The sequence below is a fragment of the Novisyntrophococcus fermenticellae genome, assembly GCF_018866245.1.
GTDB lineage: Bacteria > Bacillota > Clostridia > Lachnospirales > Lachnospiraceae > Novisyntrophococcus > Novisyntrophococcus fermenticellae.
Genome location: NZ_CP076458.1, coordinates 2,266,589 through 2,291,183, shown reverse-complemented (window position 1 = coordinate 2,291,183; position 24,595 = coordinate 2,266,589). Strand labels below are relative to the sequence as shown.

Sequence of the window (24,595 nt, the reverse complement as noted above, 5' to 3'; positions counted from 1 at the left end):
AGGATGATTGTAGTGAAGCTTACGGAAAAAACAAATTATCTGATGACATTAAGGGGAGAACAGCCGGAGTGGGTACCCACTTACAACTTCGGGCCCATGCCCGGTCAGGTGCGCCCATGCACTTCCTGTATGCTGGAGCCGGAGATTCTGGCGGAATTCCGCTTCAAAGGAGGAGGTAAGGATTGCTGGGGAGTTACCTATGTCCCAACCAGGGAAACGGGTGGGGCATTACTTCCCAAACCCGGAGAATTTATATTGGATGATATTCGGCATTGGAGGGATGTAATAAAGGCGCCTTCCCTGGAAGGCGTCGACTGGGAGGCGATGGCGAAAAGGCAGCTGGAAGGGTTTTACAGGATGGGCGTAAACAGAGAGGACAGTGCCATAGCGCTGAATCTTCACGTGGGCTATTTTCAGAATCTGATGGCATTCATGGGCTTTACAGAAGGTCTCTGTGCGATGTTTGAGGAGCCGGAAGAGGTGTATGCCCTGTTTGATTATATGTGTGATTTTTACACGGAGGTAACCAGACAGATTATGCCATACGTACAGCCGGATGTGCTGACCATGATGGACGATACGGCGACCTGGAGAGCTCCTTTTATTTCCACAGAGATGTACCGGGAGCTGGTATTACCCTTCCATGACCGCCAGGCCAAATTCGGCCGTGATGCAGGAATACCGATTACTATGCATGACTGCGGAAAAGCAGAAGGATTTATAGACGACTGGCTTTCCATCGGTATCAATGCATGGGATCCGGCGCAGACGTGTAATGATTTGAAAGGGATTCAAGAAAAGTATGGGAACAAAATCGTTTTAATGGGCTGCTGGGATGCCCGGAACCGGCTGGCAGAACCTGACGTAACGGAAGAGGAAATCCGGCAGTCTGTTCGTGACACTATGGATCAGTATGCGCCAGGCGGGGGATTTTGCTGGTGCGGAGGTTATCTGGGAGCTCTGGATGACCAGGAGATGATTCGAAAGAACGGTATATTATTTGATGAGGTATACCGTTATGGAGATGCATTTTATCTGAAAAAACAGTAAGGATGACCGGCCACTTCGATGATACCGCCTGCTGACAAATCCATAAAAATATAGTATAATTCTTCTATAAATACAGGATGAAAGGAAGGCGGTATCATGAAGTATCGTAAATTTGGAAAGACAGGAATAGAAGTATCCGCACTGGGGTTTGGCTGCATGCGTTTCCCTATGAAAAAACAGGGGGAAAAGAATGTAATTGACCGCGAACGGGCGATTAGTATGATCAGGCAGTCTATTGACAATGGAGTGAACTATATGGATACAGCCTATCCCTATCATGACGGAGAAAGTGAGGGGCTTCTGGGGGAGGCTCTTCAGGACGGTTACCGGGAAAAAGTATATATAGCCGATAAATGTCCGGTCTGGCTGATAAAAAAAGAAGAAGATTTTGATACATATCTGGAGGAACAGCTGGAAAGGCTGCAAGTGGAGCATATTGACTTCTACCTGCTGCACGGTTTGGACCGGCAGCGTATGGAAGAGATTGTCAAGAAGTATAATCTGATAAAACACATGGAAAAAGCTAAAGCTGCCGGCAAAATCAGACATATAGGATTTTCCTTCCATGACGAACTGGAAGTATTTAAGGACATTATCGACTACTATGAGGACTGGGAGTTTTGTCAAATCCAGTATAACTATGTGGATGTGGAATATCAGGCCGGAGTGGAAGGATTGCGTTATGCTGCGGATAAAGGGCTGGGTGTAGTAATTATGGAGCCTTTACGCGGAGGAAGACTGGCCGATGTCGCCCCTCATTTGGCTGATGTTTTTCCAAAAGAAAAGACACCCGTGGAATGGGCTCTGGACTTCTTGTGGGATCAGCCGGAGGTCAGCCTTTTATTGAGTGGTATGAGCGATGAAAAGCAAGTGGAAGATAATCTGAAATATGCGGATCGTTCATCTGTGGGAATGTTGAGTGAAAAGGAATGGGAAATCTATCCAAAAGCAAAGAAAATCTTTGATACGATGGCACTTGTGAGATGTACCAGATGTGGATACTGTATGCCCTGCCCATCAGGTATTGACATTCCCGGCATCTTTGCCGTCTATAACAGTACAGCGGTTTCGGGGGAGGAGAAAGCAAAGAAGGCATACGCTGAATTGGAAACAAAGGCAGATGCCTGTGTCAAATGTCTGCGGTGTGAGAAGGCCTGTCCGCAGCATATAGGAATCAGCACTTTAATGGCGGAGTTAACGGAGACATTTGCTTAATACAGAAAACCTGCCACCGGCAGCTTTCCTTGCATACTTTGGTATACAGAAAACCTGCCACCGGCAGCTTTCCTTGCATACTTTGGTATTTTAAAGCAGCAGGATATGTTCTGAAACAATGGAACATGTCCTGCTTTCTTTTTGCTATTGCAGACAGGAGATTTATCCGATAAAAAAACTCCCTTCCATATCCTGTGTAAAGTTATAGTGAATATCAAAAAAATATTTCATCGCCCCGTTATAAAGTGCACTGGAGTCGAGCTGGCTGTATCTGACGCTGACAGAGTCCACCATGCGTCGAAAGCCTGTGGTGTCCAGGCATTTTTGAATTTCCCGAAGAAACTGTGGCCCCAGATCCTTTCCTTTGCCGCCGATGATGATCAGCTTGGGGTGGACGATGCAGATCAGGTTGCACAAAGCCAGGGAAAATTCATAGGCTATATCATGAATCACCTTACGGGATGCAACATCTCCATACACACTGGCCTGTCCGAGGTCTGCATAGGTAATGGAGTCTGTGTTTTTTAAGGCCGGACTGCTTCCAATCCGGGCAATTCTTTCTTTCAGAGAGTCCTCTCCAATCATTAGTTCCAGACATCCTCTGTTTCCGCAGGAACACAGCTTCCCTTTGGGATTGATGGAATAGTGACCAAACTGTGTATAGGATGCACAGGCATGCCCCAGCATCTCATTATGAATAAAAAGTGTGGCACCGATGCCCTTCCCGAAGTTGATGAAAGCGAAATCCTTTTCCGTAATCTGGGTGTAGACTTTTTCCGCATAGGCGAAACAGGCGGTATCGTTTAGGACAGCGACAGAAAAGTCGGGGAAGGCTCGCTGTATCTCTCCCACAAAATCTTTTTCGGGAAGATTTAAGGTGGTTGCGAAAATCTCCCGTTTATCCGGGTCTATCATGGCGGGTACGACAACACAGATTCCAAGGAGCTGCTCTATCTGAATCTGCTGAAGCACTGTATCATATACATATTCCCGGCATTTTGGCGCATATCCGTCAGGGGAAGAGAGCTCCATATAGAAGGAGGAAGCCCCTGTGATATCGACCAGAGCGGCATTCAGCTTTTGTTCTTCAAGGAAAAAGACTGTCACATAGTATTGTTCAGCCTTAAGCATCAGGCTGTTGGGCTTACGCCCCACATTGGTACTTCCGCTTGTACCGGAGTCATAGATGAACCGGGTGGCAATTAATTCATCCACCAGAGAGGATACGGCAGTCTTGCTCAGATGGGAATCCTTGGCAAGCTGTGCTCTTGAAATCCCTGGATTCTGGTATATGGAATTGTATAGCTGCTTTAAATTGGTATTTTTAATTAATTGTTGATTTACAAGTTTCATAATAACCTCTATTCTGTGCATGCTTCACAGCACGCAGATGTAAAATTCTTTACAACCACTTTTTTACCCAATATAGAATGCAGGCAGGTGGGGCTCCAGGAATGAATAGTATGTGTCAAAAAAGTACTTCATGGCCCCATTCAGGCAGGCATCACTGTGGAGCGTGGAGTATCGGATGTCCGAACCATCTACCATTCTGCGAAATCCCACATCTTTTAGAGAGCACTTAACCTCTTCCAGAAATAAGTTACCCAGATACTGCCCCTTTCCACCTAAAATAATAAGTTCAGGATTTACAATACAGATCAGATTGCTTAAGGCGAGAGCCAGGAACTTTGCCATCCTCCGCAGTGTGTGAATGGCTGCAGGATCTTTATGCTGTGCAGCAGCACCCAGTTCCTCAAAACTTATCTTGAGCTGCCCTTCTGAAAGCATGGATTCCAGACAGCCATGATTTCCACAGGCACAGAGAGGACCGTGTGGATCGACCGTATAGTGTCCGAATTGAGTGACAGAACCGCTGGCTTTTCCCAGCATTTTCCCATCAATAAAAATCGTGGCACCAATGCCCCTGCCAAAGTTGATAAATGCAAAATTATCCTGACTGATACGGGCATAGACCTTCTCGGCATAAGCATAGCATGCTGTATCCTCCAGTAAGGCTACCGGATAATTGGGGAAGGCAGTGTATAAATCATGAATCAGATTTGCGCTCCTGCCTGCTCCCAGGCTCAGTGTCGTAGAGTAAATCTCGTTATGGGCGGCATCAATCATGGCCGATACCACGATGCAGATGCCGAGAATGCGCCCGGAGGGAAATTGTTTCAGGATATCATTGTATACACAGGATTGGGAAAGAGAAATATAGGACTCCCCCTGCTCCAGATGCAGTTTTGTGGTGTAGAGCGTAAATCCGGTAATGTCCACAACATGAGCTTCTGCAGTATGCTCAATCCATCTTAGGACAATTACATAATACTGACCGCTCCTGGGTTTCAGACAATTTGGTTTTCTTCCTACGTTGTCAGAATAGGAGACACCCTCATCTACAATAAAATTCAGATCAATTAACTCATCCACCAGGGTGGATACGGTGGTTTTGCTGAGGTGAGTCTGTCTTGCCAGCATTGTGCGCGAAATTCCGCCTTCTATTGCAATAGAGGAATACAGAGATTTCATATTGGCGTTTTTTATAATCTGTTGTGCCAGAATCTTCGTAAACTCACCTCCTTAAGAGAATATAATTAAGGGACCTTATTAATAAAATGCTATCATAAAAGTGAAATATATGCAAGCACAAGTATTTTTGTCCCCCAATTGAAAGAAATAAAGAGAAAATTGCAATTGCATGCTGAATTCTGAAAAATATAAGCAATATAAAGCGAAACAGATTGTAATATCAAAGGAAAAAGAGGGATGTATGTAAAATATACATAAAAACAAAGCCAATAATTGTTTATAAATTACAAACAGTTTATTATAAAGGATATAGATTAAAAAATGTATTGACAGATATGTCAGTCAATGCTATTGTATAGCTATAAAAAACATGATTCTTACATTACAGGAAAGCTGATATTGACAAATGCGTCAAGAAAGCTTTATATTTTTAATCTAATAGTAAGGTCACTGAACAAACTAAATGAAAAGAGGATGATGAAATGAAAGTGGGATTGATAGGATGCGGGGGGATGGGGACGACCCATAATCTTTCGTTGAAAGCGTTGTCATCCACGATGAATGTGGAGGTTACCGCCCTTGCGGACTGCAGACCGGAATTTCTTAAAAAAGCTGCGGAGCAATGGCCGGATGCGAAGCTGTATGAGACGGGGATGGAGCTTTTGAAACATGAGAAGTTAGACAGTGTACATATTTGTCTTCCAAGTTATCTGCATACGGAGCATGCGGTGGCAGCGATGAATAAGGGAATACAGGTTTTCGTTGAAAAGCCTGTATGTCTGACAGAGGAAGAGGCGGAAAAACTGCTGGAAGCGAAAGCAAGAAATCAGGTTCAGGTCATGGTAGGACAGGTGGTCCGTTCCTTCAGCGAGTATCGTTATCTGAAAGAAAGCTACGATACAGGCCGGTATGGGGAACTGAAATCCATCACGATGCAGCGGATAAGCGGAGATGCAGCCTGGGGATACGAGGACTGGTTTCATCAGGAAGAGGAGAGCGGCTCGGTTGTTTTGGATCTGCATGTACATGATTTGGATTTTCTAAGATACATGCTGGGAGAACCGGATTCCTTTGATGTGAGGGCTACTGCCTTTGCCAGCGGCATGGTGAATCAGATTTTCACGACATATGAGTTCGGAAAAGTGTTTGCCGTGACAGAAGGTATATGGGATACCAGTTCAGCACTCCCGTTTGAAGCCAGCTTTCATGCATGCTTTGAAGAGGCCAGTATTGTTTTTAAAGGCCGGAACGAAAAACCTCTGGCAGTCTATAAAAATGATGGTACCGTTGAGTATCCGGAACTGGTTCGGGAATATGATGTACAGGATGATTCGGCGGGAATCAATATCTCGAATCTGGGTCCCTATTACACAGAAATCAAGTATTTTATCCAGTGCCTGCAAGAGGGAAGAGAAATTGACCTTGCTCCGCTGGAAGAAGGAATCAAGTCCGTAAGACAAGGTTTAGCGGAGTGGAAACGGGCAAAGGAATATATAGGCAGAAAATAACCAAATATAAATTAAGGAGGAAAAAGGAATGAGGAAAAGGACACTGGCAATTGCAATGACAACTGTATTGGTAACTGGTCTCGCAGCATGCGGCGGAGCAGGTACAGACACGAAGGAGGGGAGCTCGTCTGAAAAATCTGACAGCGGCAAGGAGATTACCTTAAAGGTTTTTGATGCGCATGCATATGGTCTGGACGAGTACGCAGATATGGCTAAGAAGTTTGAGGAATCCCATCCCGGCGTAAAAATTGAAGTTCAGCATGCGGCGAATGACAGCAACACATTACTCCAATCCCGGGTAAATTCCGGTGATATTCCGGATGTGTTTGACGTGGAAGCAGGAACCTCCGCCCAGAAATACTATGAATATGCCTATGACTGGTCAAATGACAAAGAGGTGCTGGATAAGTTCAATGAAGCGGCACTGGAAACAGGAAAAGATGCGGACGGAAATATTATGTCTCTGCCGTGGACATATGAAAATATGGGACTGATTTACAATAAGGATCTCTTTCAAAAAGCAGGTATCACGGAACTTCCCAAGACTATGGATGAGCTGGAGGAAGCCTGTGAAAAACTGGATGCGGCGGGAATTACTGCATTTTCTCTGGCTGCGAAGGAATCCTGGGTACTGCAGCAGCTTTCCTCACACTTTATGATGGACAAATCCCTGGATGCAAAGGGCGTTGTTGAAAAACTTAACAGCGGGGATTTAAAATTTAAAGATATGAAGAACTTCCAGAATGTTTTTAAATTTTTAGATCTGGCTGTAAAATATGGACCGGACAAGCCTTTGGAAGTTGACTGGGAAAAAAGTGAGAATATGCTGGCGAATGGCGAGGCTGCAATTATCCATATGGGCGACTGGTGCCAGTCTACGCTGGATTCCTTTAATCCGGATGCAAACTTAGGATTTCTCCCCTGCCCGGTAAGCGATAATCCGGAGGATGTCACATTACTGTCTTCCTGTAACTGGACCTATCTTGTGAATAAGGATTCTGAGCATCTGGATCTTGCAAAGGAATACCTGGAATATATCCTGACATCTGAGGAGGGGCTGAAGTGGATGACGGAAGGTGTCGGTGCCGTTCCCGGAGCAAAGAATACACAGGAAGTAAAGGGTGCGCTTGCCAATGACGCGTCCGTTTATGTAAGTGAAGGAAAAACGAATGGATGGATTCATACCATAGAGCCAAACGGTTATGCTGACATTGTAGGGCCGGCGCTTCAGGCCTATATGAGTGGCGATATGACAGCGGAGCAGGTGACAGAAGAGTTCCAGAATGGCTGGGTTGTACAGTAGGAACAGGTGACTTCTGCCGGCAGAAAGGAGAGTTTGGAGGATTGAAAGCAAAAAACAAAGGAAAAGCAAAAGAGATACTGATTTTCGCATTATTTGTATTTCCGGCAGTGGCATTTGTTCTTTTTTCGACGGATGTGCCATTCCTGATGAATCTTTATTATTCTGTTTTTGAATGGAACGGAATCAGTAAAGACATGAAATTCGTAGGACTTCAGAATTTTGTGAATATATTTACGAAGGATGCGCTGTTTTGGAAGAGTGCAGTGTTTACACTTAAATTCTCGGTATTCTTTGTAATAATCGTGAATATTCTGTCGCTTACGGTGGCGCTCGTTATGTCGAAGGAAAAAAAGAGTTCCAGTGTGGGACGTGCATTTTACTATATTCCTTATATTATCAGCCTGACCGCAATCAGCCTGATCTGGAAGTTTATTCTGGGTCCTGGATTTGAGTCTTTGTACAAGGTGACAGGATGGGAGTTTTTCAACTGGAGCTGGCTGGGAACCGGAAAGCTTGCATTTTTTGTAGTGGTATTTATGACGGTTTGGCAGAACCTGGGATTTTATATGGTAAATTATATCGCCGGAATTATCGCTGTGCCAAAAGAACTGATTGAGGCGGCGAAAATAGATGGAGCCCGTAAATTCCAGGTTTTAAGGAAAATCACAATCCCTATGATCATGCCGGCTATTTCCATCTGTATGCTCACTTCCCTGACATTTGCATTCAAACTCTTTGATGTAATTATGGTATTTACCAAAGGCGGGCCTGCGAATTCTACAATTTCTGTAGCGTATAATATCTATAAGGAAGCGTTTGTCAATAACAGATATGGTATGGCTACTGCGAAGTCTCTGGTATTTGTTGTTTTTGTATTGATTATCACTGTAATACAGATTAAGGTAACGAAGAGCAAGGAGGTAGAAGCATAATGAAAAAAGTCAGGAAAATAAGCCCGCTTTCGGCGATTATATTTATATGCTCTCTCTTTTGGCTGATGCCTCTGCTGCTGATTTTCATTAACTCGTTCAAACCTTACAATGACATGCTGCAGAAGTTCCTGGCGCTTCCTGAAAGCTGGAGCCTGAACATGTATCTAGAGACCTGGACCAGATTTAAATTTCCCATGCTTATCGGCAACACACTTTTGTATACGGTGTGTACGGTATTGATTGTAGCACTTTTGGCTCCGATGGCGGCGTATAAACTGGCAAGGACAAAGGGAAAATTATCAGGAGTCTGCTTTGTGCTCATCATCATGCCTATGATGGTTCCGTTCCAGTCCTACATGATTACTCTGACCAGACTGGTTGCAAAACTGGGTCTGACAGGAAACAGAGCGGGGTATATACTGGTAAGTGCGGGGCTTTGTATGCCTCTGGCGGTTTATATGATACATGGTTTTGTCAAGAATGTACCGATTGAACTGGAGGAGTGTGCCTGCATTGACGGAGCGGGTAAAGTCAGAACCTATTTTAACATTGTTCTGCCTCTGTTAAAGCCGATTCTTACAACCGTGATCGTTCTTGATACATTGGCCACATGGAACGATATCATTACGAATCAATTGATTATCGGGGGTAATGCAGAGGCCATGAATATCCAGAATGCACTTTACATGCAGTTTTCGGCACAGACAGCAGACTGGGAACATGCCCTGCCTGGAATCGTGATGTCTATGATTCCCAGTCTTGTATTCTTTATCTTTATGCAGAAGCATATTGTAGGTGGTGTGACGGCGGGAGCCGTCAAAGGCTGAGTATGCTAGAAATTATGGAGGAATGAGATGAGAGTTGGAGTTTTAATTGAAATTTTCCGTGATACAGACATAGATGCGAAATTTGAAGAACTGCGTTCTATGGGGATGGAAAGCTGCCAGCTGGTATGCTGGGACAAAGAATTGCTGAATGAGGATACCGCCGCCGCCGTAAATGCTGCATCGGCGCACCATCAGGTAGATATCACTGCATTCTGGTGCGGATGGGAAGGGCCAAAGGTATGGGATTTCTATGACGGACAGCTTACGTTGGGACTGATACCGGAAGGCTTCCGGTTTGCACGCGTAAAGATGCTTGAGAAAGGAATTGCTTTTGCGGCGATGATTCATGTAAAGGATGTGGCAACCCACGTGGGATATATGCCGGAAAATCCTTACGATCCCAACTATGCAGGTGTGCTGGTGTGTTTGAAAGAATTGGTAAGACAGTGCAAGGCGAATGGACAGAATTTCCTTTTTGAAACGGGACAGGAAACTCCGGTTACGCTCAAAAGAGCAATTCAGGATATTGAAAAGGCTCTTGGAAAGGGTAATGTGGGAATTAATCTGGATCCCGCCAATCTGATCATGTATGGGAAAGCGAATCCTGTAGATGCTCTGGAAGTATTCGGAGAATACGTGATGGGGATACACGGAAAGGATGGCAGATATCCTACAGATGGTCATATGCTGGGCGAGGAAGTTCCGCTTGGTCAGGGGAAGGTAAACTATCCCGCATTTATTGAAAAGCTGAAAGAAATTGGATATACAGGAGATATCACAATTGAACGGGAGATATCCGGAGAAGAACAAAAGAAAGATATCATCATGGCAAAAGCAGTTTTGGATGAACTGCTGCAATAACGCTTCAAGAGTAAGAGGCCGGTCGATTCATGACCGGCCTCTTACTCTTTTCCAGTGTTTTACAGGCATATGGAAAAATGTAAGGGATTTTAGCTGTGATGTGGTACGGATATGTAAGAATGTATTCGTCAATATGACGGAAAAACAAAAGAAGCAGGAATATTAAGAGCATTTCCATTAGGAAAGCACAAGAAAATGAGCAGGAAATGATTATAAAATAGAACAAAAGCACAAGAAACAACATTATGCCATAATCTAAAAACATATCTCCATTTCACATTATTCCATATACAATTATAATAAATGAATCAAGAAGTGGTGCGACAAAACAGTCAAACTGACGAATCTTGAATGTAGAGGAGGAAAATGTATGAAGTTCAAAAAAGCAGCAGCGATGGCGATGGCATGTGTTATGGTACTGTCACTTACCGCATGTGGAGGAGGAAAAGGAGAATCCGGAAACGCTAAATCAGATGGGAAATCCGAGCAGGGTTCGGGCGATGCAGAACTTTCTGTATCGATATGGGATACCAATCAAGAGCCGGGTATCAGCGAAATACTGGCGGATTTCACAGAAGAGACCGGGATAAAGACAAAGGTTTCTGTCGTAAAGTGGGACGAATACTGGACGATGCTTGAGGCAGGTGCACAGGGGGGCTCCCTTCCGGATGTATTCTGGATGCATTCCAATGAAAGCCAGAGATACATGTCAAACGATATGCTTTTGGATCTGACGGATATGATTAAGGACAGCGATAAGATAGATCCTGAGAATTACCCGTCTGATATCTGGGGCTTGTATACATATGAGGATAAGTATTATGCCGTTCCGAAGGATGTAGATACAATAGCCCTCTGGTATAACAAGAAAATGTTCGATGAAGCGGGAGTTGCATATCCGACGGCGGACTGGACCTGGGATGATGTAACAGAAGCAGCGAAAAAGCTGACGAAAGAGGATGGAAGCCAGTATGGTATGGCTCTTAGAAACGATAACAATCAGGCCGGTTATTATAACATGGTCTACGATAACGGAGGAACAATCATAAGCGATGACAAGAAAACCTCCGGATGGGATGACCCCAAGACAATCGAAGCGATGCAGCAGGTGGAAGAATGGATTAAGCTGGGACTGATGCCATCTATTGAAACGATGTCTGAGAACAGTGAGGACGTTCTTTTCCAGTCCGGAAAGGTTGCTATGGTGTTCCAGGGCTCATGGATGGTGGCCGCATATCGCGATAATGAGTACACGGCAGAGAATTGTGACATCGCTGAACTTCCCAAGAGTGCCGCTACGGGAAGAAGGGCTTCCATATATAATGGTCTTGGCTGGGCCGCAGCCGCGAATGGCAAGCATACGGAGGAAGCGAAACAGCTAATTGAATATCTGGGCTCCAAGGAAGCACAGATAAAGCAGGCAGAGTTGGGCGTGACGATGTCTGCTTACAAAGGAACTTCAGAGGCATGGACAAAGTCTGCTGATTTCAATCTGCAGGCATATCTGAACATGATGGACGACATGGTAATCCGCCCTTACTCCAAGACTACAGTTACCTGGGAAAATGAGGATAACGAAATTCTGAAAAGTGTCTACACGGGAGATAAAACCATGGAAGAGGCATGTAAAGAAATGGCTGCACAGATGAATGAAAAACTGGCCGGCGAATAAATATAATACAGGCAGGTTCGGAAGAATCTGCCTGTATTTGGAAAAGGAGTGAAAGCCATGACAAATACGAAAAAAAGAAAAGTGACCGGGAGGGCACGCAGTGAGTTTTTATGGGGGTGGCTGTTCATCCTTCCGACCATGATTGGGCTTGTGATTTTGAATATCATCCCGATTTTTCAGACACTGTACCAGAGCTTCTTCAAAACCGGAGATTTCGGCAGGGGAAATGTCTTTGTCGGATTGGACAATTATGCACAGGTATTCGGTGACAAGGAGGTATGGCAGTCATTAATCAACACGTTTAAATATGCAATTGTAGAAGTTCCGTTTTCTATTATTATTGCACTGATTCTGGCAGTTTTATTGAACAGGAAGATGCGGGGAAGGGGATTTTATCGGACAATTATCTTTCTTCCTATGGTTGCGGCTCCAGCAGCAATCGCTATGGTTTGGAGATGGCTGTATAACTCGGATTTCGGACTGATTAACAATGTGTTTCCTATACAGGTAAAATGGGTCTCGGATCCTCAAATTGCAGTTTTTTCTGTTGCAGTAATTGGAATCTGGTCCATTATCGGTTACAATATGGTATTGTTCATAGCAGGTCTGCAGGAAATACCACATGATTTTTATGAGGCGGCCGAGATTGACGGTGCTACAGGTGTCAAGAGCTTCTTTTATATTACGATTCCCCTGTTATCCCCGACGATTTTCTTTGTACTGGTTACCCGCATAATCAGTGCGTTACAGGTATTTGACTTGATGTATATGGTTATGGATAAATCTAACCCGGCACTGGAGAAAACCCAGTCTTTAGTATATCTGTTCTATAAATATGCTTTTATTAACAAGAATATGGGATACGGTTCTACGATTGTCATCCTGCTTCTCGTGATAACTTTGATTATTACGGCATTTCAGATGATCGGGCAGAAAAAATGGGTGTTCTACAATTAGAGAGGCGGTTTGGTATGGAGAGCATGAAAAGAAAAAGTAAACTTATGAATCTATTGATCCACGTTATTCTGATTTTAGTATCGATCACTATGCTGATTCCCTTTGCATGGATGTTTCTTACTGCCTTTAAGTCTGTAACTGAAGCTACGTCTGTGGATCCCTTTGTAATTTTTCCAAAGGTATGGCGGACAGATGCATTTACATCGGTGATAAAAAACATGAATTTTATAGTGCTATACAAGAACACCCTGCTTCTGATTTTATTTCGTGTGATATGTGCGGTACTTACGGCGACCATGGCGGGTTATGCGTTCGGACGGCTGCATTTTAAAGGAAGGGACTTCTGCTTTTCACTGGTGTTACTGCAGATGATGGTTCCGAGTCAGATTTTTATCATCCCGCAGTACCTGATGGTAAGTAAGATGGGGATGCTGAACACGATTTTCGCTTTGGTATTCCCGGGGTTTGTAACGGCATTCGGGACCTTTCTTCTCCGCCAGGGTTATATGGGATTGCCGAATGATCTGGAGGAGGCGGCGAGACTGGACGGATGTAATATCGGACAGACTTTTCTCTACATCATGGCTCCGCTTACGAAATCCAGTATGGTTGCGCTGGGGATTTTTACAGCGGTGTTTGCCTTTAAAGATCTGATGTGGCCTATGATTGTAAATACAGATAAGGATATGCTGGTTCTTTCCTCGGCACTTGCTAAAATGCAGGGACAATACGTGTCCAAGTTCCCGGAATTGATGGCGGCATCTTTAATTGCCTGTATTCCAATGATTCTACTTTACATAATCTTCCAGAAGCAATTTATTGAAGGAATTGCAACCAGCGGAGGCAAGCTTTAAATTGAAACACATAACTGCATATACCAATTCACTCAGATATAAGTGCCTGGAGGATCTTCAGAGGGAAGCGGTGGAACTGTGTCTGATCTATTGTGGATGGGAATATTGCGAGCCGGGACATAGTTTCGGACCCAATATGAGGGCTTCCCATCTTTTGCATATTGTCAGAGAAGGGAAAGGAACGCTGAAGATTTATAACAAGACGTATCAATTAAGCCAGGGGGATGCTTTTTATATACCACCCAATACCGAAGCATGGTATAAGGCAGATATGGAGGAACCCTGGTCTTATATGTGGGTGGGATTTACGGGGCTGAAGGCGGAAAAATGTATCAGCAGTGCAGGATTTTCTGCAAAGACACCCGTAGGCAGGGTGGAATGTATGAAAGAACTGAACGGATTTATTGACGAGATACTGGAGGCTCATCAGCTCTCTTATTCAGACGAACTGAAAAGAAATGGGCTTTTGATGATGTTTTTTTCCGTAATGATTGATGAATACAGGAATAAGCTGCCTGGCGCAGGCATGCAGCATCCATATCCGGGAGCGGTTTATGTTAAGCATGCGATGGAATATATTTCATCAAACTATAACAAGAGGATTAAAATCACCGAGCTGGCAGACTATATCGGTGTCAACAGGAGTTATCTGACCAGCAGCTTCAAGAAAATCGTTGGATGTTCCCCACAGCAATATCTGGTCAATCTGCGTATGGAAAAAGCAAAATCCATGCTCAAAAAAACAGATATGCAGATTAAGTGCATCGCAGATGCGGTGGGCTATTCGGATCAGCTTGCATTTTCCAGAATATTTAAACAGTGCTGCGGGATGAGTCCGAGGACATATCGGGAGGTAGAAGCGGAACTCGTTTACAAAACAGAAAAAGGAGATTGCATGAGCTCAACATTCTGACAGAAAAACGTAAGAAATAATAGCATTGACAAATTTACTTGTCAATGCTATTATTTGATTGACAAAAATTATTGTCAAAATGACAAACTAATATGTCATCTCAAAGCTGTGAAGCATGCACAGAATGGAGGTTAAGATGCCATTATTAAATCATGTGAAAGAGCATCGTGCCAGACTGGGCTTAAATCAGGCAGAGCTTGGAAAACTGGCCGGGGTATCTCGCCAGACCATCAGCCTGATTGAGAGAGAGGATTATTCTCCTTCAGTTACCCTGGCCTTAAAGCTGGCAAAGATTTTTGGATGTCCGGTAGAGGATATCTTCGATTATCTGGAGGAGGGAGAGAAAGATGAACAGAACTAAGAAAGAAGGAAAAGGCTTTTCAGCAATGGGCGGGAAGCTGCTGCTTGGGGCTGTAATCGGAGGAATCATCGGCTACATGTTTGGAGACAGTGATTCTGCAGCGGTGGAGGAAACTGCCAATTACTTATTAGATATGACCGTGAAAGCGTATAGGCCTGTTATGATGATCCTTACACTTTGCATGCTGCTGCTGAATCTTCTCTTTTTTTTAAAATTGAGATTCTGTGTGTTACAGGCGGAAGTATGCAGGGATGAGGAAAAGAGTGATTTGCTTGACGATAAAATCGATCGCATCAGTACACTGAGCTTATCCGGAAACGGTGTTTTCTATATTTTGCTGTTTTTCAACTATGTGTTGTCATATAGCAGGGGAGAACGGACAGATATTATGAATGTTCTTTTGTTTATCGTCCCCGTTTTGATATATCCTGTATTTTATATTCTTATTGTCAACCTGTTAAAGAGACATGACCCTTCAAAAAAAGGTGTCCCGGGTTCCATGCGTTTTCAAAAAGACTGGATGGAGAGCTGTGATGAAGCGGAAAAGATGAGAACATTCCGAGTATCCTATCAGACGAATATTGCCAGCTGTTATATTATAAGTATTGGCTTCTGCACCACCGCAATACTGGCCCTTCTCTTTCCGGTGGGTGTATTCGCATTATTTATAACGGCACTCATGTGGCTAGCACAGACAATTATAAATGGCTATTACAACATAAAAAGCCAGAAAGAGAAGATGATGTAGCCGGGATACATCCGATTACATATAAAAATCAACCCAGGGAGGAAATAACATGAGACTTGAGGTGAAAGATATTCACAAAAGCTTCGGAGGCAAAGAAGTACTTCACGGAATATCATTTTCGGTGGAAAGCGGGAGTGCTCTGGGACTTTTGGGGCGCAATGGCGCCGGAAAGACGACCACAATCCGCATTTTGATGGATGTGTTCAAGGCAGATAAGGGTGAAGTTCTGCTGGATGGCATAAAATTTTGTCCCGGTGAATACCGCATCGGATATCTCCCCGAAGAAAGGGGACTATATCCGAAGAAAAAGGTCGGGGAACAAATTACATATCTTGCCCAGCTGCGTGGGATGGGGACAAAGGAGTCGAAGGAGAGCATGCGAAGGTGGCTTGCACGTCTGGAGGTATCCGAATATGAGAACAGGCTGCTGGAAACCTTGTCAAAGGGAAATCAGCAGAAGGTCCAGCTGGCACAGACGCTCGTCTGTGATCCTCAGATTTTCATACTGGATGAACCATTTTCCGGTCTGGACCCCGTCAATTCGCAGGTGCTTAAAGATGTAATTCTAGAGGAGATCCAAAAAGGGAAGCTGGTGATTTTTTCCAGCCATCAGATGGGATATGTGGAAGAGTTTTGTAAGGACATCATGATTATCAATAAAGGAACCACCGTTCTTTCCGGTGATTTGAAGAACATCAAACGCGAATTCGGCAACAATCGTCTGATTCTCTCAGCCAATGATATGGAGTCTAAGGAACTGCACAGAACCGTTGATCAAAAGTGGGGAAACCTGGTGAGGGTATACGGATACAACAAGGAACAGTTAATTCTGGAGATGAAGCCTGAGGTCAAAAAGGAGATGATCTTAAGTGCCCTGGCAGAAAGCAGTCTGGATGTAGAACGATTCGGGGATTATCAGCCATCGTTAAATGACATTTTTGTAGAAGTGGCAGAAGATTAACCTGTCGACGAAATAAAGACGAAAGGGATATATGGAATATGAAGAAGTTTTTGACTGTTCTGAAATTTGAAATCGGGAATTATTTAAAGAATAAGAGTTTCCTTCTTACCACAGTTGCTTTGGCACTCCTTATGGTGGGAGGCGTGATCGTACCAACCTTCTTTATGGGAGGATCAAAAAAGGCGGATTCCGAAGAAGATACAAAGACTACAGTGGCATTTTTCGATGAAGAAGGGTATCTGGGAAATCCAGATGAATTTGAACAGCTGCTGCCCCAGTATGACTGGCTGAACTGTTCCGGGGAACAGGAACTTAAGGAGGCTGTAAGAAGTGAAAAGGCAAAGGTCGGCTTCCTCATTCTGGGAGAGGCAGAATACACCTATGTAGTGGAAAACAGACCTATGATGGATGATATACAGGAAAGCTTTGAATCCGGTATGCTTAAGCATTACCGTATGAAAACACTGACAGAACAAGGGGTGGATGCCGGCATGGTGGAATCCCTGTATGAGAAGCCGCTGCAATCGGATACGATGGTTCTGGGTAAGGACAGCGCAAAGAATTACATGTATACCTATGTACTGGTATTTGTGATGTATATGTTTGTATTACTCTACGGGCAGATGATTGCCACATCGGTTACAAGTGAAAAGAGCAACCGTGCCATCGAGATTCTGGTCACCAGCGTGAACAGTAACAGCCTGATTTTTGGAAAGGTAGTTGCCGGTGCCATCTGCAGCCTCTTTCAGGGAGGACTGATACTGGGGGCAGGTGTCGCCTCCTACCGGATGTTCCGCAATGCCTGGAACAATCAGCTGGATTTCCTGTTTGACATACCGGTCAATGTATGGCTTGCTTTTATCCTGTTTGGAATACTGGGATACCTGCTTTATGCGTTCCTTTTTGGCATGCTTGGAGCATTGGTTTCGAAGACAGAGGATATCAGCAAAAGCGCCACACCCGTTACAATTATTTATCTGGCAGCATTTTTTGTAGCTATCTTTGGCATGAACACGCCGGACAGCGTTTTAATAAAGGTAGCGTCCTTTATCCCCTTTACCTCCAGTAACAGCATGTTCATAAGAGTGGCTATGGGCTCTGTCACGGCGGCCGAGGTTGTGATCTCCGCCCTGATTCTGGCAGCATCCTGTGGACTTGCAGGATTTGTGGCCGCAAAGATCTTTCGGTTTGGTACTTTAATGTATGGAAATCCTGTTAAATTTTCAGTTGCATTGAAGAAAATCCGTGAAAGATAATCGTAATCAGCAGGTAACGGTTTCAGTCCTGTGGATTTTCAACAAATCCGCAGGGCTGCCCTAAAAAACACTTTTTTCTTGCTTTTCTGAAAGTAATATGATAATATTATTTCTGCAAGTGAAAACTATATGCCTGGTTAGCTCAGTTGGTAGAGCAGAGGACTGAAAATCCTCGTGTCTCTGGTTCGATTCCGGAACCAGGCAGTTTGATGTAAGTATTGGTGTGAACTAATACTTTTTTTGTTTATAAAAAACTCCCAGGATTGATTTCTTGTTCTTCATGAAGCTCTGTGATAGAATAGGTGGATAGTGAGGTAATTGTAATGAAGCGAATTCTTCTGGCAGCGGTGAATGCCAAATATATACATTCGAATCTGGCGGTTTACAGTCTCAGGGCATATGCCCGAAAGCAGGGAATATTGACGGATTTGGCTGAATACACAATTAATCAGCCGCAGGATGAAATCATGAAGGATATTTTCCGGTACAGACCGGATGTTCTTTGCTTTTCATGTTATATATGGAATATTTCTTTTGTCCGGGAATTGATTTATGACCTTTCGAAAGTACTCCCGGAGACGGAAATCTGGGTGGGCGGCCCGGAGGTTTCCTATGATGCCGGGAAGGTCCTGGAAGAGAATCCCGCCATCCATGGGGTGATGCGGGGAGAAGGTGAAAAGACCTTTGCTGAGCTGGCAGATTGGATTTTGAGAAAAGAGGGCAGCAGTGAGGAGTACAGGAGGAATGGGATCCGTGAGATCCGGGGGATTACTTACCGGGATGAACAGGGATTGATACAAAAGAACCTGGACAGAGAAATCATGGAGTTAAGTGAAGTTCCGTTTCCGTATGAGGATTTAAGTGCATTTGATTACAGAATCATCTATTATGAATCCAGCAGGGGCTGCCCTTTTTCCTGTAGTTACTGTCTCTCTTCCGTGGATAAGTGTTTAAGATTCAGAGATACGGAACTGGTAAAACAGGAGCTGCAGTTTTTTATCGACAGGAAGGTGGCCCAGGTTAAATTTGTGGACCGGACTTTTAATTGCAGGAAAGAACATGCGATGGAAATCTGGAGGTTTATCCTGGAGTCAGACAATGGGTTTACGAATTTCCACTTTGAGGTCGCAGCAGATTTGACGACAGAGGAAGAACTGGAACTTTTCCGGAAGATGCGTCCGGGCCTGATTCAATTGGAAATCGGGGTACAGTCCACGAACCCTAAGACCGTGGAGGAGATACACAGAAAGATGGATTTTCATAAAGTGGCCGAGATTGTACGGAAGGTTCAAACGGGTCATAATATCCATCAGCATCTGGATTTGATTGCAGGGCTTCCGTTTGAGGACTATGAAAGCTTTTCGGAATCCTTTCGGGATGTCTACAGACTACATCCCGATCAATTGCAGATGGGATTTCTGAAGGTACTGAAGGGATCATATATGGCGGAGCATCTGCAGGAATACGAAGGGGTCTGCAGGAATAAGGAGCCTTACGAAATCCTCTCAACCAGATGGCTGTCCTATGCAGATGTAATCAGGCTGAAACAGGTGGAAGAGATGGTGGAGGTCTACTATAACAGCGGACAATTCCAAAATCTTCTGCAAGAGGTAGAAACCAAATACCGGAATATGTTTCATTTTTTTGAAGGATTGGGAATATTTTATGAGGAACGGGGTTATGGAAAGATTTCTCATACCAGAATCCGGCGCTACGAGATTCTGCTGGAATTTCTGAAAGAAGCATTTCCGGACAAAATTCAGAAGTTTTGCAATTTGGCGGTCCTGGATGTATACGCCAGAGAGAATGCAAAAAGCAGACCGCATTTTGCAGCAGACAATGGACCATATAAGGATTGCTTAAGAGAATTCTTCCAAAGGGAGGAAGTGACGAGAGAACTTCTTCCATCTTATGAAGGATACGGCTGGAAACAGATGTGGAAGATGACTCATGTGGAAATTATATCGTCTATAGGAGAACAGCCGAAGGCCATCCTGTTTGATTATAACGAGAGAGATCCTTTAACGGGATCTGCAAGGCAGATTGACGTAACAGAACGAATCATACGCGGCTGCTGAAGAGAAAGGAGTTGTAAGTGGCAACGAAAAGAACAAAAGAGATACTGGCTCTTCTGGATGAACAGTATTCCACAGAATATAAGTGTTATCTGAATCACGAAAATCCCGGACAGCTTTTAATAGCGACCATGCTCTCCGCGCAGTGCACGGATGCCCGGGTGAATATTGTAACAAAAGATCTTTTTGTAAAATATCCTGATATGGAGTCCTTTGCCCATGCAGAATTGTCAGAACTGGAGCAGGATATCAAGCCTACAGGTTTTTACCATAATAAGGCAAAGAATATTATCGCCTGTGCCAGAAAGCTATGTCTGGAATTCGGCGGGGAAGTACCAGGCGATCTGGAGGCTTTAACCTCTCTTCCAGGGGTGGGGCGCAAGACAGCCAATGTCATCCGCGGAAATATCTTCCACGAACCCAGTATAGTGGTGGACACGCATGTAAAGCGGATATCCCGAAGGCTGGGGCTGGCGAAGGAAAACGATCCGGAAAAAATAGAGTTTGAATTAATGAAGGCTTTGCCTGAGGATCACTGGATTCTTTATAATATACAGATTATTACATTTGGAAGGCAGATCTGTTTCGCACGGAACCCCAGGTGCGGGGAGTGTTTTCTGACAGAGTACTGTAAAGAATATAAGGACAGAGCCGCCGGAAAGAAGGCAGGCCTATGATGCAGACATATGTGGCCCTGGATCTGGAAACCACAGGCCTGCAGCCAAAAACCGACCGGATACTGGAAATCGGTGCCCTGAAAGTAGTAAACGATGAAATTGTGGATACATACCGCACATTTGTGAATCCCAGAATGAAGATACCGGACAGTATTAGACAACTGACGGGCATTACCCAGGAGATGGTCGAGGGGCAGCCGTATCAGGAGGAAGCAGTTTCAAATATCCTGGATTTTTGTGGGGACTTGCCTCTTCTGGGACACAACATTCTCTTTGATTATAGTTTTCTAAAGCATCAGGCAGCCAATTTACGAAGGGAATTTGAAAAAAAGGCCTGTGACACTCTTCACATTGCACGCAAGGCATTTCCCGGGCTGCCCAGCAGAAGCCTTACGTCGATGTGCAGCTATTATGCGATTGACCGAACCCGCGCCCATCGTGCATACGATGATGCATGGGCTTCTATGAAACTATACGAATATCTATGGGGTGAATTTGGGAAAAAAAATCCTGCATGGTTTGAGACAAAACCGCTGACTTATAAGGTGAAACGCCAAAATCCAATAACCCCGGCACAAAAACGGTACTTGAATGATTTGATAAAATATCATAAAATAGAAGCTGAAGTTGAACCTGACAGTCTCACGAAGAATGAGGCTTCCAGGATGATTGATCATATCATCCTGAGATATGGAAGAATAGAGAGGTAAGAAAAGAGTATGATGAATCCGAAAAAAAGAAAAGTGATTACCGGTGTGGTTGCTGTTATGCTGATTATAGTCATGATTGTACCGATGGTACTTGGTTATCTGATCTGATATTGCCATCTGGTCGCAGAGTATAGGAGATACGAATGAAAAAAACTGGAATTGCAGTTGTAATTCTGGCTGCCCTCCTGTTTTGGCCGGGTGGAATAACTGTCCGGGCGGATGCCGGAGATGGGCAGGAACAGGCGATAGAAGGGATTTATATTGAAAATATAAATGTAGCCGGCATGGGTGAAGACCAGATTCGCCAGGAAATACAAAGTAAGATAGAGGAATTGTCCGGGAGCCGCATTGTGCTGTATGTGGGTAATTCGGGAGCTTCTGTTACTGCCGGGGATCTGGGCCTTTCATGTACCAATGAAAAGATTGTCCGGCAGGCTCTGGAGCTGGGGCAGAAGGGAAATGTTCTTCAGCGTTTTGAAACGACCCGCTCCATCCAAAAGAGAGGACCGTTGGTTCTGGAACTGCATTATGCGGCAGATGAAGAGAAGGTAAGAGCCATCGTGGAAGCCCAGTGTGTTCCGCTTAGCCATCCGGCCGTTAACATGTCTTTAAAGCTGCAAAACGACGGCTCGTTTTCAACAGTGCCAGGTCAGGATGGAGCTGCTTTAAAGGAAGAAGAGTCTGTGCAGACAATTTTAAACTTTTTTTCCGAAATCTGGCGGGGGGGAGATGCCGAGATTACTTTGGATGCCGAGACAGTACCGGCCCAGGGAGATCCCGGGCAGCTTGCTCTTGTGAAGGATGTGCTGGGTGAAAGCAGTACAGATTATTCCGCCAGTTCGGAAAACCGGAGAACCAATGTACTTACGGGGACATCCAAGCTAAATGGAAAGGTACTCTATCCCGGTGAAGAGTTTTCTGTACTGGAGGCGGTAAAGCCCTTTGATGCAGAAAGTGGTTATGCCACCGCACCTTCCTATGAGATGGGAAGCGTGGTCGACAGCTACGGAGGCGGAATCTGCCAGGTATCCACGACACTCTACCTGGCTGTGCTCAGGGCCGAGCTGGAGGTGACAGAACGATCCAATCATTCGATGATTGTCGGTTATGTAAAACCTTCAATGGACGCCGCAATCGCAGATGGGAGCAAGGACTTCCGATTCAGGAATAATACGGATGCACCCATCTATATTCTGGGATATGCTTCCGGCGGAGAGGTGGGTTTTGTCATCTATGGACACGAGACGAGGGATCGTGAGAACCGTCAGGTTTCCTTTGAAAGTGAAACACTGACCACAACAGAACCCGAAAACAAGATTCAGAAGGATTCGAATCTGGATTTTGGAGCGGTGGAATCGACGAACGGGCATACAGGAAAAGAAGCCAGACTCTGGAAGATTGTAACCGTGGATGGGCAGGAAACCAGAGAACAGGTGAATGAAAGCACCTATCAGATGACCCCGCATGTGACCCGGATTGGGATAAAGGGCGGAGATGACGAAGCGGTTGATGCGCTTACCTCTGCTATAGACATGGGTGATATGGGTAAGGTGAATGAGATCCTTGCACGATACCCGGGAGGCAAAGCATCGGCATGATGCAAAAGTATAAAAACAGAAAGCGGGAGAATGACATGAAGATTGGCAAGCTGCCGGAGCAGGTATTGATCCGTTCCGTTTTAAAGCAGATTAGGCACAGGCGTGACGAGGTATTGATAGGACCGGGAGTTGGTCTTGACTGCGCCGCACTCGAATTGAAAGAAGGAGAGGTGCTTGTGATGTCTTCGGATCCGATTACGGGAACCGTAAAAGATCTGGGAAGGCACTGCATCCATATTACAGCCAACGATCTGGCTGCATCGGGTGCAGAGCCGCTGGGCGTCATGCTTACCGTACTGCTTACCGAAGATACTGAGGAAGCGGAAATCCGGGAACTGGTATCGGAGGCTGAAGCAGTATGTGAGAGTCTGAATATCGAGATCCTGGGCGGTCATACGGAAATCACGGATGTGGTGAAGCAGCCGGTGATTACCGTGACAGGAGTGGGGAAGGTAGACAAGAAGCGCCTGCTCACCCACACCCATGCGAAACCGCATCAGGATGTGGTCATTACAAAATGGATTGGCCTGGAGGCCACTTCAATTCTGGTCAAAGAAAGAGAAGAGGATCTGCTGGAAATCTTCTCTCCCGCATTCCTGCATACGGCAAAAAACTTTGATCAGTATCTGTCTGTCGTTACGGAAGGAAGAATAGCGTCAGATATGGGAGCTTCGGCGATGCATGATATCACAGAGGGAGGCGTATTCGGAGCGCTTTGGGAGCTGGCCTCTTCCGGGAATGTCGGATTGGACATCGATCTGAAAGCCATTCCCATCAGGCAGGAGACCGTGGAAATCTGTGAGCATTTCGATGCAAACCCTTATCAGATTATGTCCAGCGGTTCTATGATGATTGCCATTGATGATGGGACTTCCCTGGTCAGGACTCTGGAGAAAGCAGGTATCCATGCAGCAGTGATCGGGTGTACGACAGAAGGTAATGATAAGACGTTAAGAAACGGACAGGAAATCCGATATCTGGACAGACCTCAGCCGGATGAGTTATACAGAGCATTAAAGTATAAAAGATAAAAGCTGATAAAAAGGTGTTGAAGGAGGATGAGCGTGGCACATCTGAATATTGTACTACATGAGCCGGAGATACCGGCCAATACCGGCAACATTGGCAGAACCTGCGTGGCTACAGGAACCAGGCTGCATCTGATCGAACCTTTAGGGTTTCATCTGAACGAAAAAGCAATTAAGCGTGCAGGGATGGATTACTGGAGGAATCTGGATGTTACAAGATATATGAACTACGAAGATTTTCTTGAAAAAAATCCCGGTGCCAGAATATACTACGCTACCACTAAGGGAAGCAAAACTTATACAGAGGTAGAATACCCGGAGGATTGCTTTCTTATGTTTGGCAAGGAAAGCGCAGGAATTCCTGAGGATATTCTGTATCAGAATCAGGAAACGGCGGTGAGGATTCCCATGATTGGGGACATCCGTTCCCTGAATCTCTCCAATTCTGTGGCCATCGTGCTTTATGAAGCACTTCGCCAGCATAATTTTGACCATATGCAGCTGGAGGGCCACTTAAGAACACATGACTGGAGATAGAGAATTTTTAGTAAGTCAGG

Annotated in this window: 23 protein-coding genes and 1 tRNA gene; 22 read left to right on the top strand and 2 right to left on the bottom strand. The window is 44.8% G+C overall.

Features of this window, described 5'->3' with window-relative positions; translation table 11 throughout:
* Window positions 1-12 precede the first annotated feature (12 nt).
* Both KNL20_RS10540 and KNL20_RS10535 read left to right on the top strand, forming a co-directional pair.
* Window positions 13-1,050 carry a uroporphyrinogen decarboxylase family protein gene (locus tag KNL20_RS10540; RefSeq protein ID WP_331468169.1) on the top strand — a complete coding sequence of 346 codons (1,038 nt, stop codon included), beginning with the start codon at window positions 13-15 and terminating at the stop codon, window positions 1,048-1,050.
* 96 nt (window positions 1,051-1,146) lie between these two features.
* Window positions 1,147-2,265, top strand: coding sequence for an aldo/keto reductase (locus tag KNL20_RS10535; RefSeq protein WP_230397711.1), 1,119 nt, complete (start codon window positions 1,147-1,149; stop codon window positions 2,263-2,265).
* A gap of 162 nt (window positions 2,266-2,427) precedes the next feature.
* Here KNL20_RS10535 and KNL20_RS10530 read toward each other — a convergent pair whose 3' ends face one another.
* Window positions 2,428-3,618, bottom strand: a complete 1,191-nt coding sequence (locus KNL20_RS10530; protein ID WP_230397710.1) for an ROK family transcriptional regulator — start codon at window positions 3,616-3,618, stop codon at window positions 2,428-2,430.
* A gap of 63 nt (window positions 3,619-3,681) precedes the next feature.
* The gene (locus KNL20_RS10525; RefSeq protein WP_230397709.1) at window positions 3,682-4,797 is read right to left on the bottom strand and encodes an ROK family transcriptional regulator; all 1,116 of its coding nucleotides are present in this window, start codon (window positions 4,795-4,797) and stop codon (window positions 3,682-3,684) included.
* A 482-nt stretch (window positions 4,798-5,279) separates the two neighbouring features.
* Between KNL20_RS10525 and KNL20_RS10520 the strand changes: the two genes are divergently transcribed.
* From KNL20_RS10520 to KNL20_RS10425, 20 genes are all read left to right on the top strand, one after another.
* On the top strand, window positions 5,280-6,305 hold the full coding sequence (locus KNL20_RS10520) for a Gfo/Idh/MocA family protein (protein WP_230397708.1): 1,026 nt from the start codon (window positions 5,280-5,282) through the stop codon (window positions 6,303-6,305).
* A gap of 28 nt (window positions 6,306-6,333) precedes the next feature.
* The gene (locus KNL20_RS10515; protein ID WP_230397707.1) at window positions 6,334-7,608 is read left to right on the top strand and encodes an ABC transporter substrate-binding protein; all 1,275 of its coding nucleotides are present in this window, start codon (window positions 6,334-6,336) and stop codon (window positions 7,606-7,608) included.
* A 41-nt stretch (window positions 7,609-7,649) separates the two neighbouring features.
* Window positions 7,650-8,540, top strand: coding sequence for a carbohydrate ABC transporter permease (locus tag KNL20_RS10510; RefSeq protein ID WP_230397706.1), 891 nt, complete (start codon window positions 7,650-7,652; stop codon window positions 8,538-8,540).
* Entirely contained in the window at window positions 8,540-9,367 is an 828-nt protein-coding gene (locus tag KNL20_RS10505; protein WP_230397705.1) for a carbohydrate ABC transporter permease, read from the top strand. The genes KNL20_RS10510 and KNL20_RS10505 overlap by 1 nt, the downstream gene beginning before the upstream one ends.
* A 27-nt stretch (window positions 9,368-9,394) precedes the next feature.
* Window positions 9,395-10,228 carry a sugar phosphate isomerase/epimerase family protein gene (locus tag KNL20_RS10500; protein ID WP_230397704.1) on the top strand — a complete coding sequence of 278 codons (834 nt, stop codon included), beginning with the start codon at window positions 9,395-9,397 and terminating at the stop codon, window positions 10,226-10,228.
* A gap of 370 nt (window positions 10,229-10,598) precedes the next feature.
* A complete protein-coding gene (locus KNL20_RS10495; protein WP_230397703.1) occupies window positions 10,599-11,900 on the top strand; it encodes an ABC transporter substrate-binding protein in 1,302 nt (433 codons plus the stop codon).
* Window positions 11,901-11,957: 57 nt separating this feature from the next.
* Window positions 11,958-12,857, top strand: coding sequence for a carbohydrate ABC transporter permease (locus KNL20_RS10490; RefSeq protein ID WP_230397702.1), 900 nt, complete (start codon window positions 11,958-11,960; stop codon window positions 12,855-12,857).
* Window positions 12,858-12,871: 14 nt separating this feature from the next.
* Entirely contained in the window at window positions 12,872-13,711 is an 840-nt protein-coding gene (locus tag KNL20_RS10485; RefSeq protein WP_230397701.1) for a carbohydrate ABC transporter permease, read from the top strand.
* Between the two features lies 1 nt (window position 13,712).
* Complete coding sequence (locus KNL20_RS10480) at window positions 13,713-14,624, top strand: AraC family transcriptional regulator (protein ID WP_230397700.1); 912 nt, start codon at window positions 13,713-13,715, stop codon at window positions 14,622-14,624.
* A 136-nt stretch (window positions 14,625-14,760) separates the two neighbouring features.
* Window positions 14,761-14,985: a helix-turn-helix transcriptional regulator gene (locus KNL20_RS10475; RefSeq protein WP_230397699.1), complete on the top strand. Its 225-nt coding sequence runs from the start codon at window positions 14,761-14,763 to the stop codon at window positions 14,983-14,985.
* Window positions 14,972-15,733: a DUF3169 family protein gene (locus KNL20_RS10470; protein WP_230397698.1), complete on the top strand. Its 762-nt coding sequence runs from the start codon at window positions 14,972-14,974 to the stop codon at window positions 15,731-15,733. The genes KNL20_RS10475 and KNL20_RS10470 overlap by 14 nt, the downstream gene beginning before the upstream one ends.
* Window positions 15,734-15,782: 49 nt before the next feature.
* Window positions 15,783-16,694, top strand: a complete 912-nt coding sequence (locus KNL20_RS10465; protein WP_230397697.1) for an ABC transporter ATP-binding protein — start codon at window positions 15,783-15,785, stop codon at window positions 16,692-16,694.
* A 38-nt stretch (window positions 16,695-16,732) separates the two neighbouring features.
* Entirely contained in the window at window positions 16,733-17,950 is a 1,218-nt protein-coding gene (locus tag KNL20_RS10460; protein WP_230397696.1) for an ABC transporter permease, read from the top strand.
* Window positions 17,951-18,081: 131 nt separating this feature from the next.
* Window positions 18,082-18,154, top strand: a tRNA-Phe gene (locus KNL20_RS10455).
* 119 nt (window positions 18,155-18,273) lie between these two features.
* Window positions 18,274-20,028 (top strand): B12-binding domain-containing radical SAM protein, encoded by a 1,755-nt coding sequence (locus KNL20_RS10450; RefSeq protein ID WP_230397695.1) that lies wholly within the window; start codon window positions 18,274-18,276, stop codon window positions 20,026-20,028.
* A 17-nt stretch (window positions 20,029-20,045) separates the two neighbouring features.
* Entirely contained in the window at window positions 20,046-20,702 is a 657-nt protein-coding gene (gene nth / locus KNL20_RS10445) for an endonuclease III (RefSeq protein WP_230397694.1), read from the top strand.
* On the top strand, window positions 20,699-21,412 hold the full coding sequence (locus tag KNL20_RS10440) for a 3'-5' exonuclease (RefSeq protein ID WP_230397693.1): 714 nt from the start codon (window positions 20,699-20,701) through the stop codon (window positions 21,410-21,412). Before nth ends, KNL20_RS10440 begins: the two co-directional genes overlap by 4 nt.
* Window positions 21,413-21,555: 143 nt before the next feature.
* The gene (locus KNL20_RS10435; RefSeq protein ID WP_230397692.1) at window positions 21,556-23,010 is read left to right on the top strand and encodes a VanW family protein; all 1,455 of its coding nucleotides are present in this window, start codon (window positions 21,556-21,558) and stop codon (window positions 23,008-23,010) included.
* Window positions 23,007-24,041, top strand: coding sequence for an AIR synthase family protein (locus tag KNL20_RS10430; RefSeq protein WP_331468168.1), 1,035 nt, complete (start codon window positions 23,007-23,009; stop codon window positions 24,039-24,041). The genes KNL20_RS10435 and KNL20_RS10430 overlap by 4 nt, the downstream gene beginning before the upstream one ends.
* Before the next feature lie 33 nt (window positions 24,042-24,074).
* Window positions 24,075-24,575 carry a tRNA (cytidine(34)-2'-O)-methyltransferase gene (locus tag KNL20_RS10425; protein ID WP_230397691.1) on the top strand — a complete coding sequence of 167 codons (501 nt, stop codon included), beginning with the start codon at window positions 24,075-24,077 and terminating at the stop codon, window positions 24,573-24,575.
* Window positions 24,576-24,595 lie beyond the last annotated feature (20 nt).

Coding starts and splice junctions, on each gene's coding strand:
- KNL20_RS10535 (WP_230397711.1), top strand. CDS start 1,147: ATGAAGTATCGTAAATTTGGAAAGACAGGAATAGAAGTATCCGCACTG.
- KNL20_RS10505 (WP_230397705.1), top strand. CDS start 8,540: ATGAAAAAAGTCAGGAAAATAAGCCCGCTTTCGGCGATTATATTTATA.
- KNL20_RS10525 (WP_230397709.1), bottom strand. CDS start 4,797: ATGAAATCTCTGTATTCCTCTATTGCAATAGAAGGCGGAATTTCGCGC.
- KNL20_RS10430 (WP_331468168.1), top strand. CDS start 23,007: ATGATGCAAAAGTATAAAAACAGAAAGCGGGAGAATGACATGAAGATT.
- KNL20_RS10485 (WP_230397701.1), top strand. CDS start 12,872: ATGGAGAGCATGAAAAGAAAAAGTAAACTTATGAATCTATTGATCCAC.
- KNL20_RS10495 (WP_230397703.1), top strand. CDS start 10,599: ATGAAGTTCAAAAAAGCAGCAGCGATGGCGATGGCATGTGTTATGGTA.
- KNL20_RS10520 (WP_230397708.1), top strand. CDS start 5,280: ATGAAAGTGGGATTGATAGGATGCGGGGGGATGGGGACGACCCATAAT.
- KNL20_RS10465 (WP_230397697.1), top strand. CDS start 15,783: ATGAGACTTGAGGTGAAAGATATTCACAAAAGCTTCGGAGGCAAAGAA.
- KNL20_RS10435 (WP_230397692.1), top strand. CDS start 21,556: ATGAAAAAAACTGGAATTGCAGTTGTAATTCTGGCTGCCCTCCTGTTT.
- KNL20_RS10530 (WP_230397710.1), bottom strand. CDS start 3,618: ATGAAACTTGTAAATCAACAATTAATTAAAAATACCAATTTAAAGCAG.
- KNL20_RS10460 (WP_230397696.1), top strand. CDS start 16,733: ATGAAGAAGTTTTTGACTGTTCTGAAATTTGAAATCGGGAATTATTTA.
- KNL20_RS10500 (WP_230397704.1), top strand. CDS start 9,395: ATGAGAGTTGGAGTTTTAATTGAAATTTTCCGTGATACAGACATAGAT.
- KNL20_RS10440 (WP_230397693.1), top strand. CDS start 20,699: ATGATGCAGACATATGTGGCCCTGGATCTGGAAACCACAGGCCTGCAG.
- KNL20_RS10475 (WP_230397699.1), top strand. CDS start 14,761: ATGCCATTATTAAATCATGTGAAAGAGCATCGTGCCAGACTGGGCTTA.
- KNL20_RS10490 (WP_230397702.1), top strand. CDS start 11,958: ATGACAAATACGAAAAAAAGAAAAGTGACCGGGAGGGCACGCAGTGAG.
- KNL20_RS10515 (WP_230397707.1), top strand. CDS start 6,334: ATGAGGAAAAGGACACTGGCAATTGCAATGACAACTGTATTGGTAACT.
- KNL20_RS10470 (WP_230397698.1), top strand. CDS start 14,972: ATGAACAGAACTAAGAAAGAAGGAAAAGGCTTTTCAGCAATGGGCGGG.
- KNL20_RS10450 (WP_230397695.1), top strand. CDS start 18,274: ATGAAGCGAATTCTTCTGGCAGCGGTGAATGCCAAATATATACATTCG.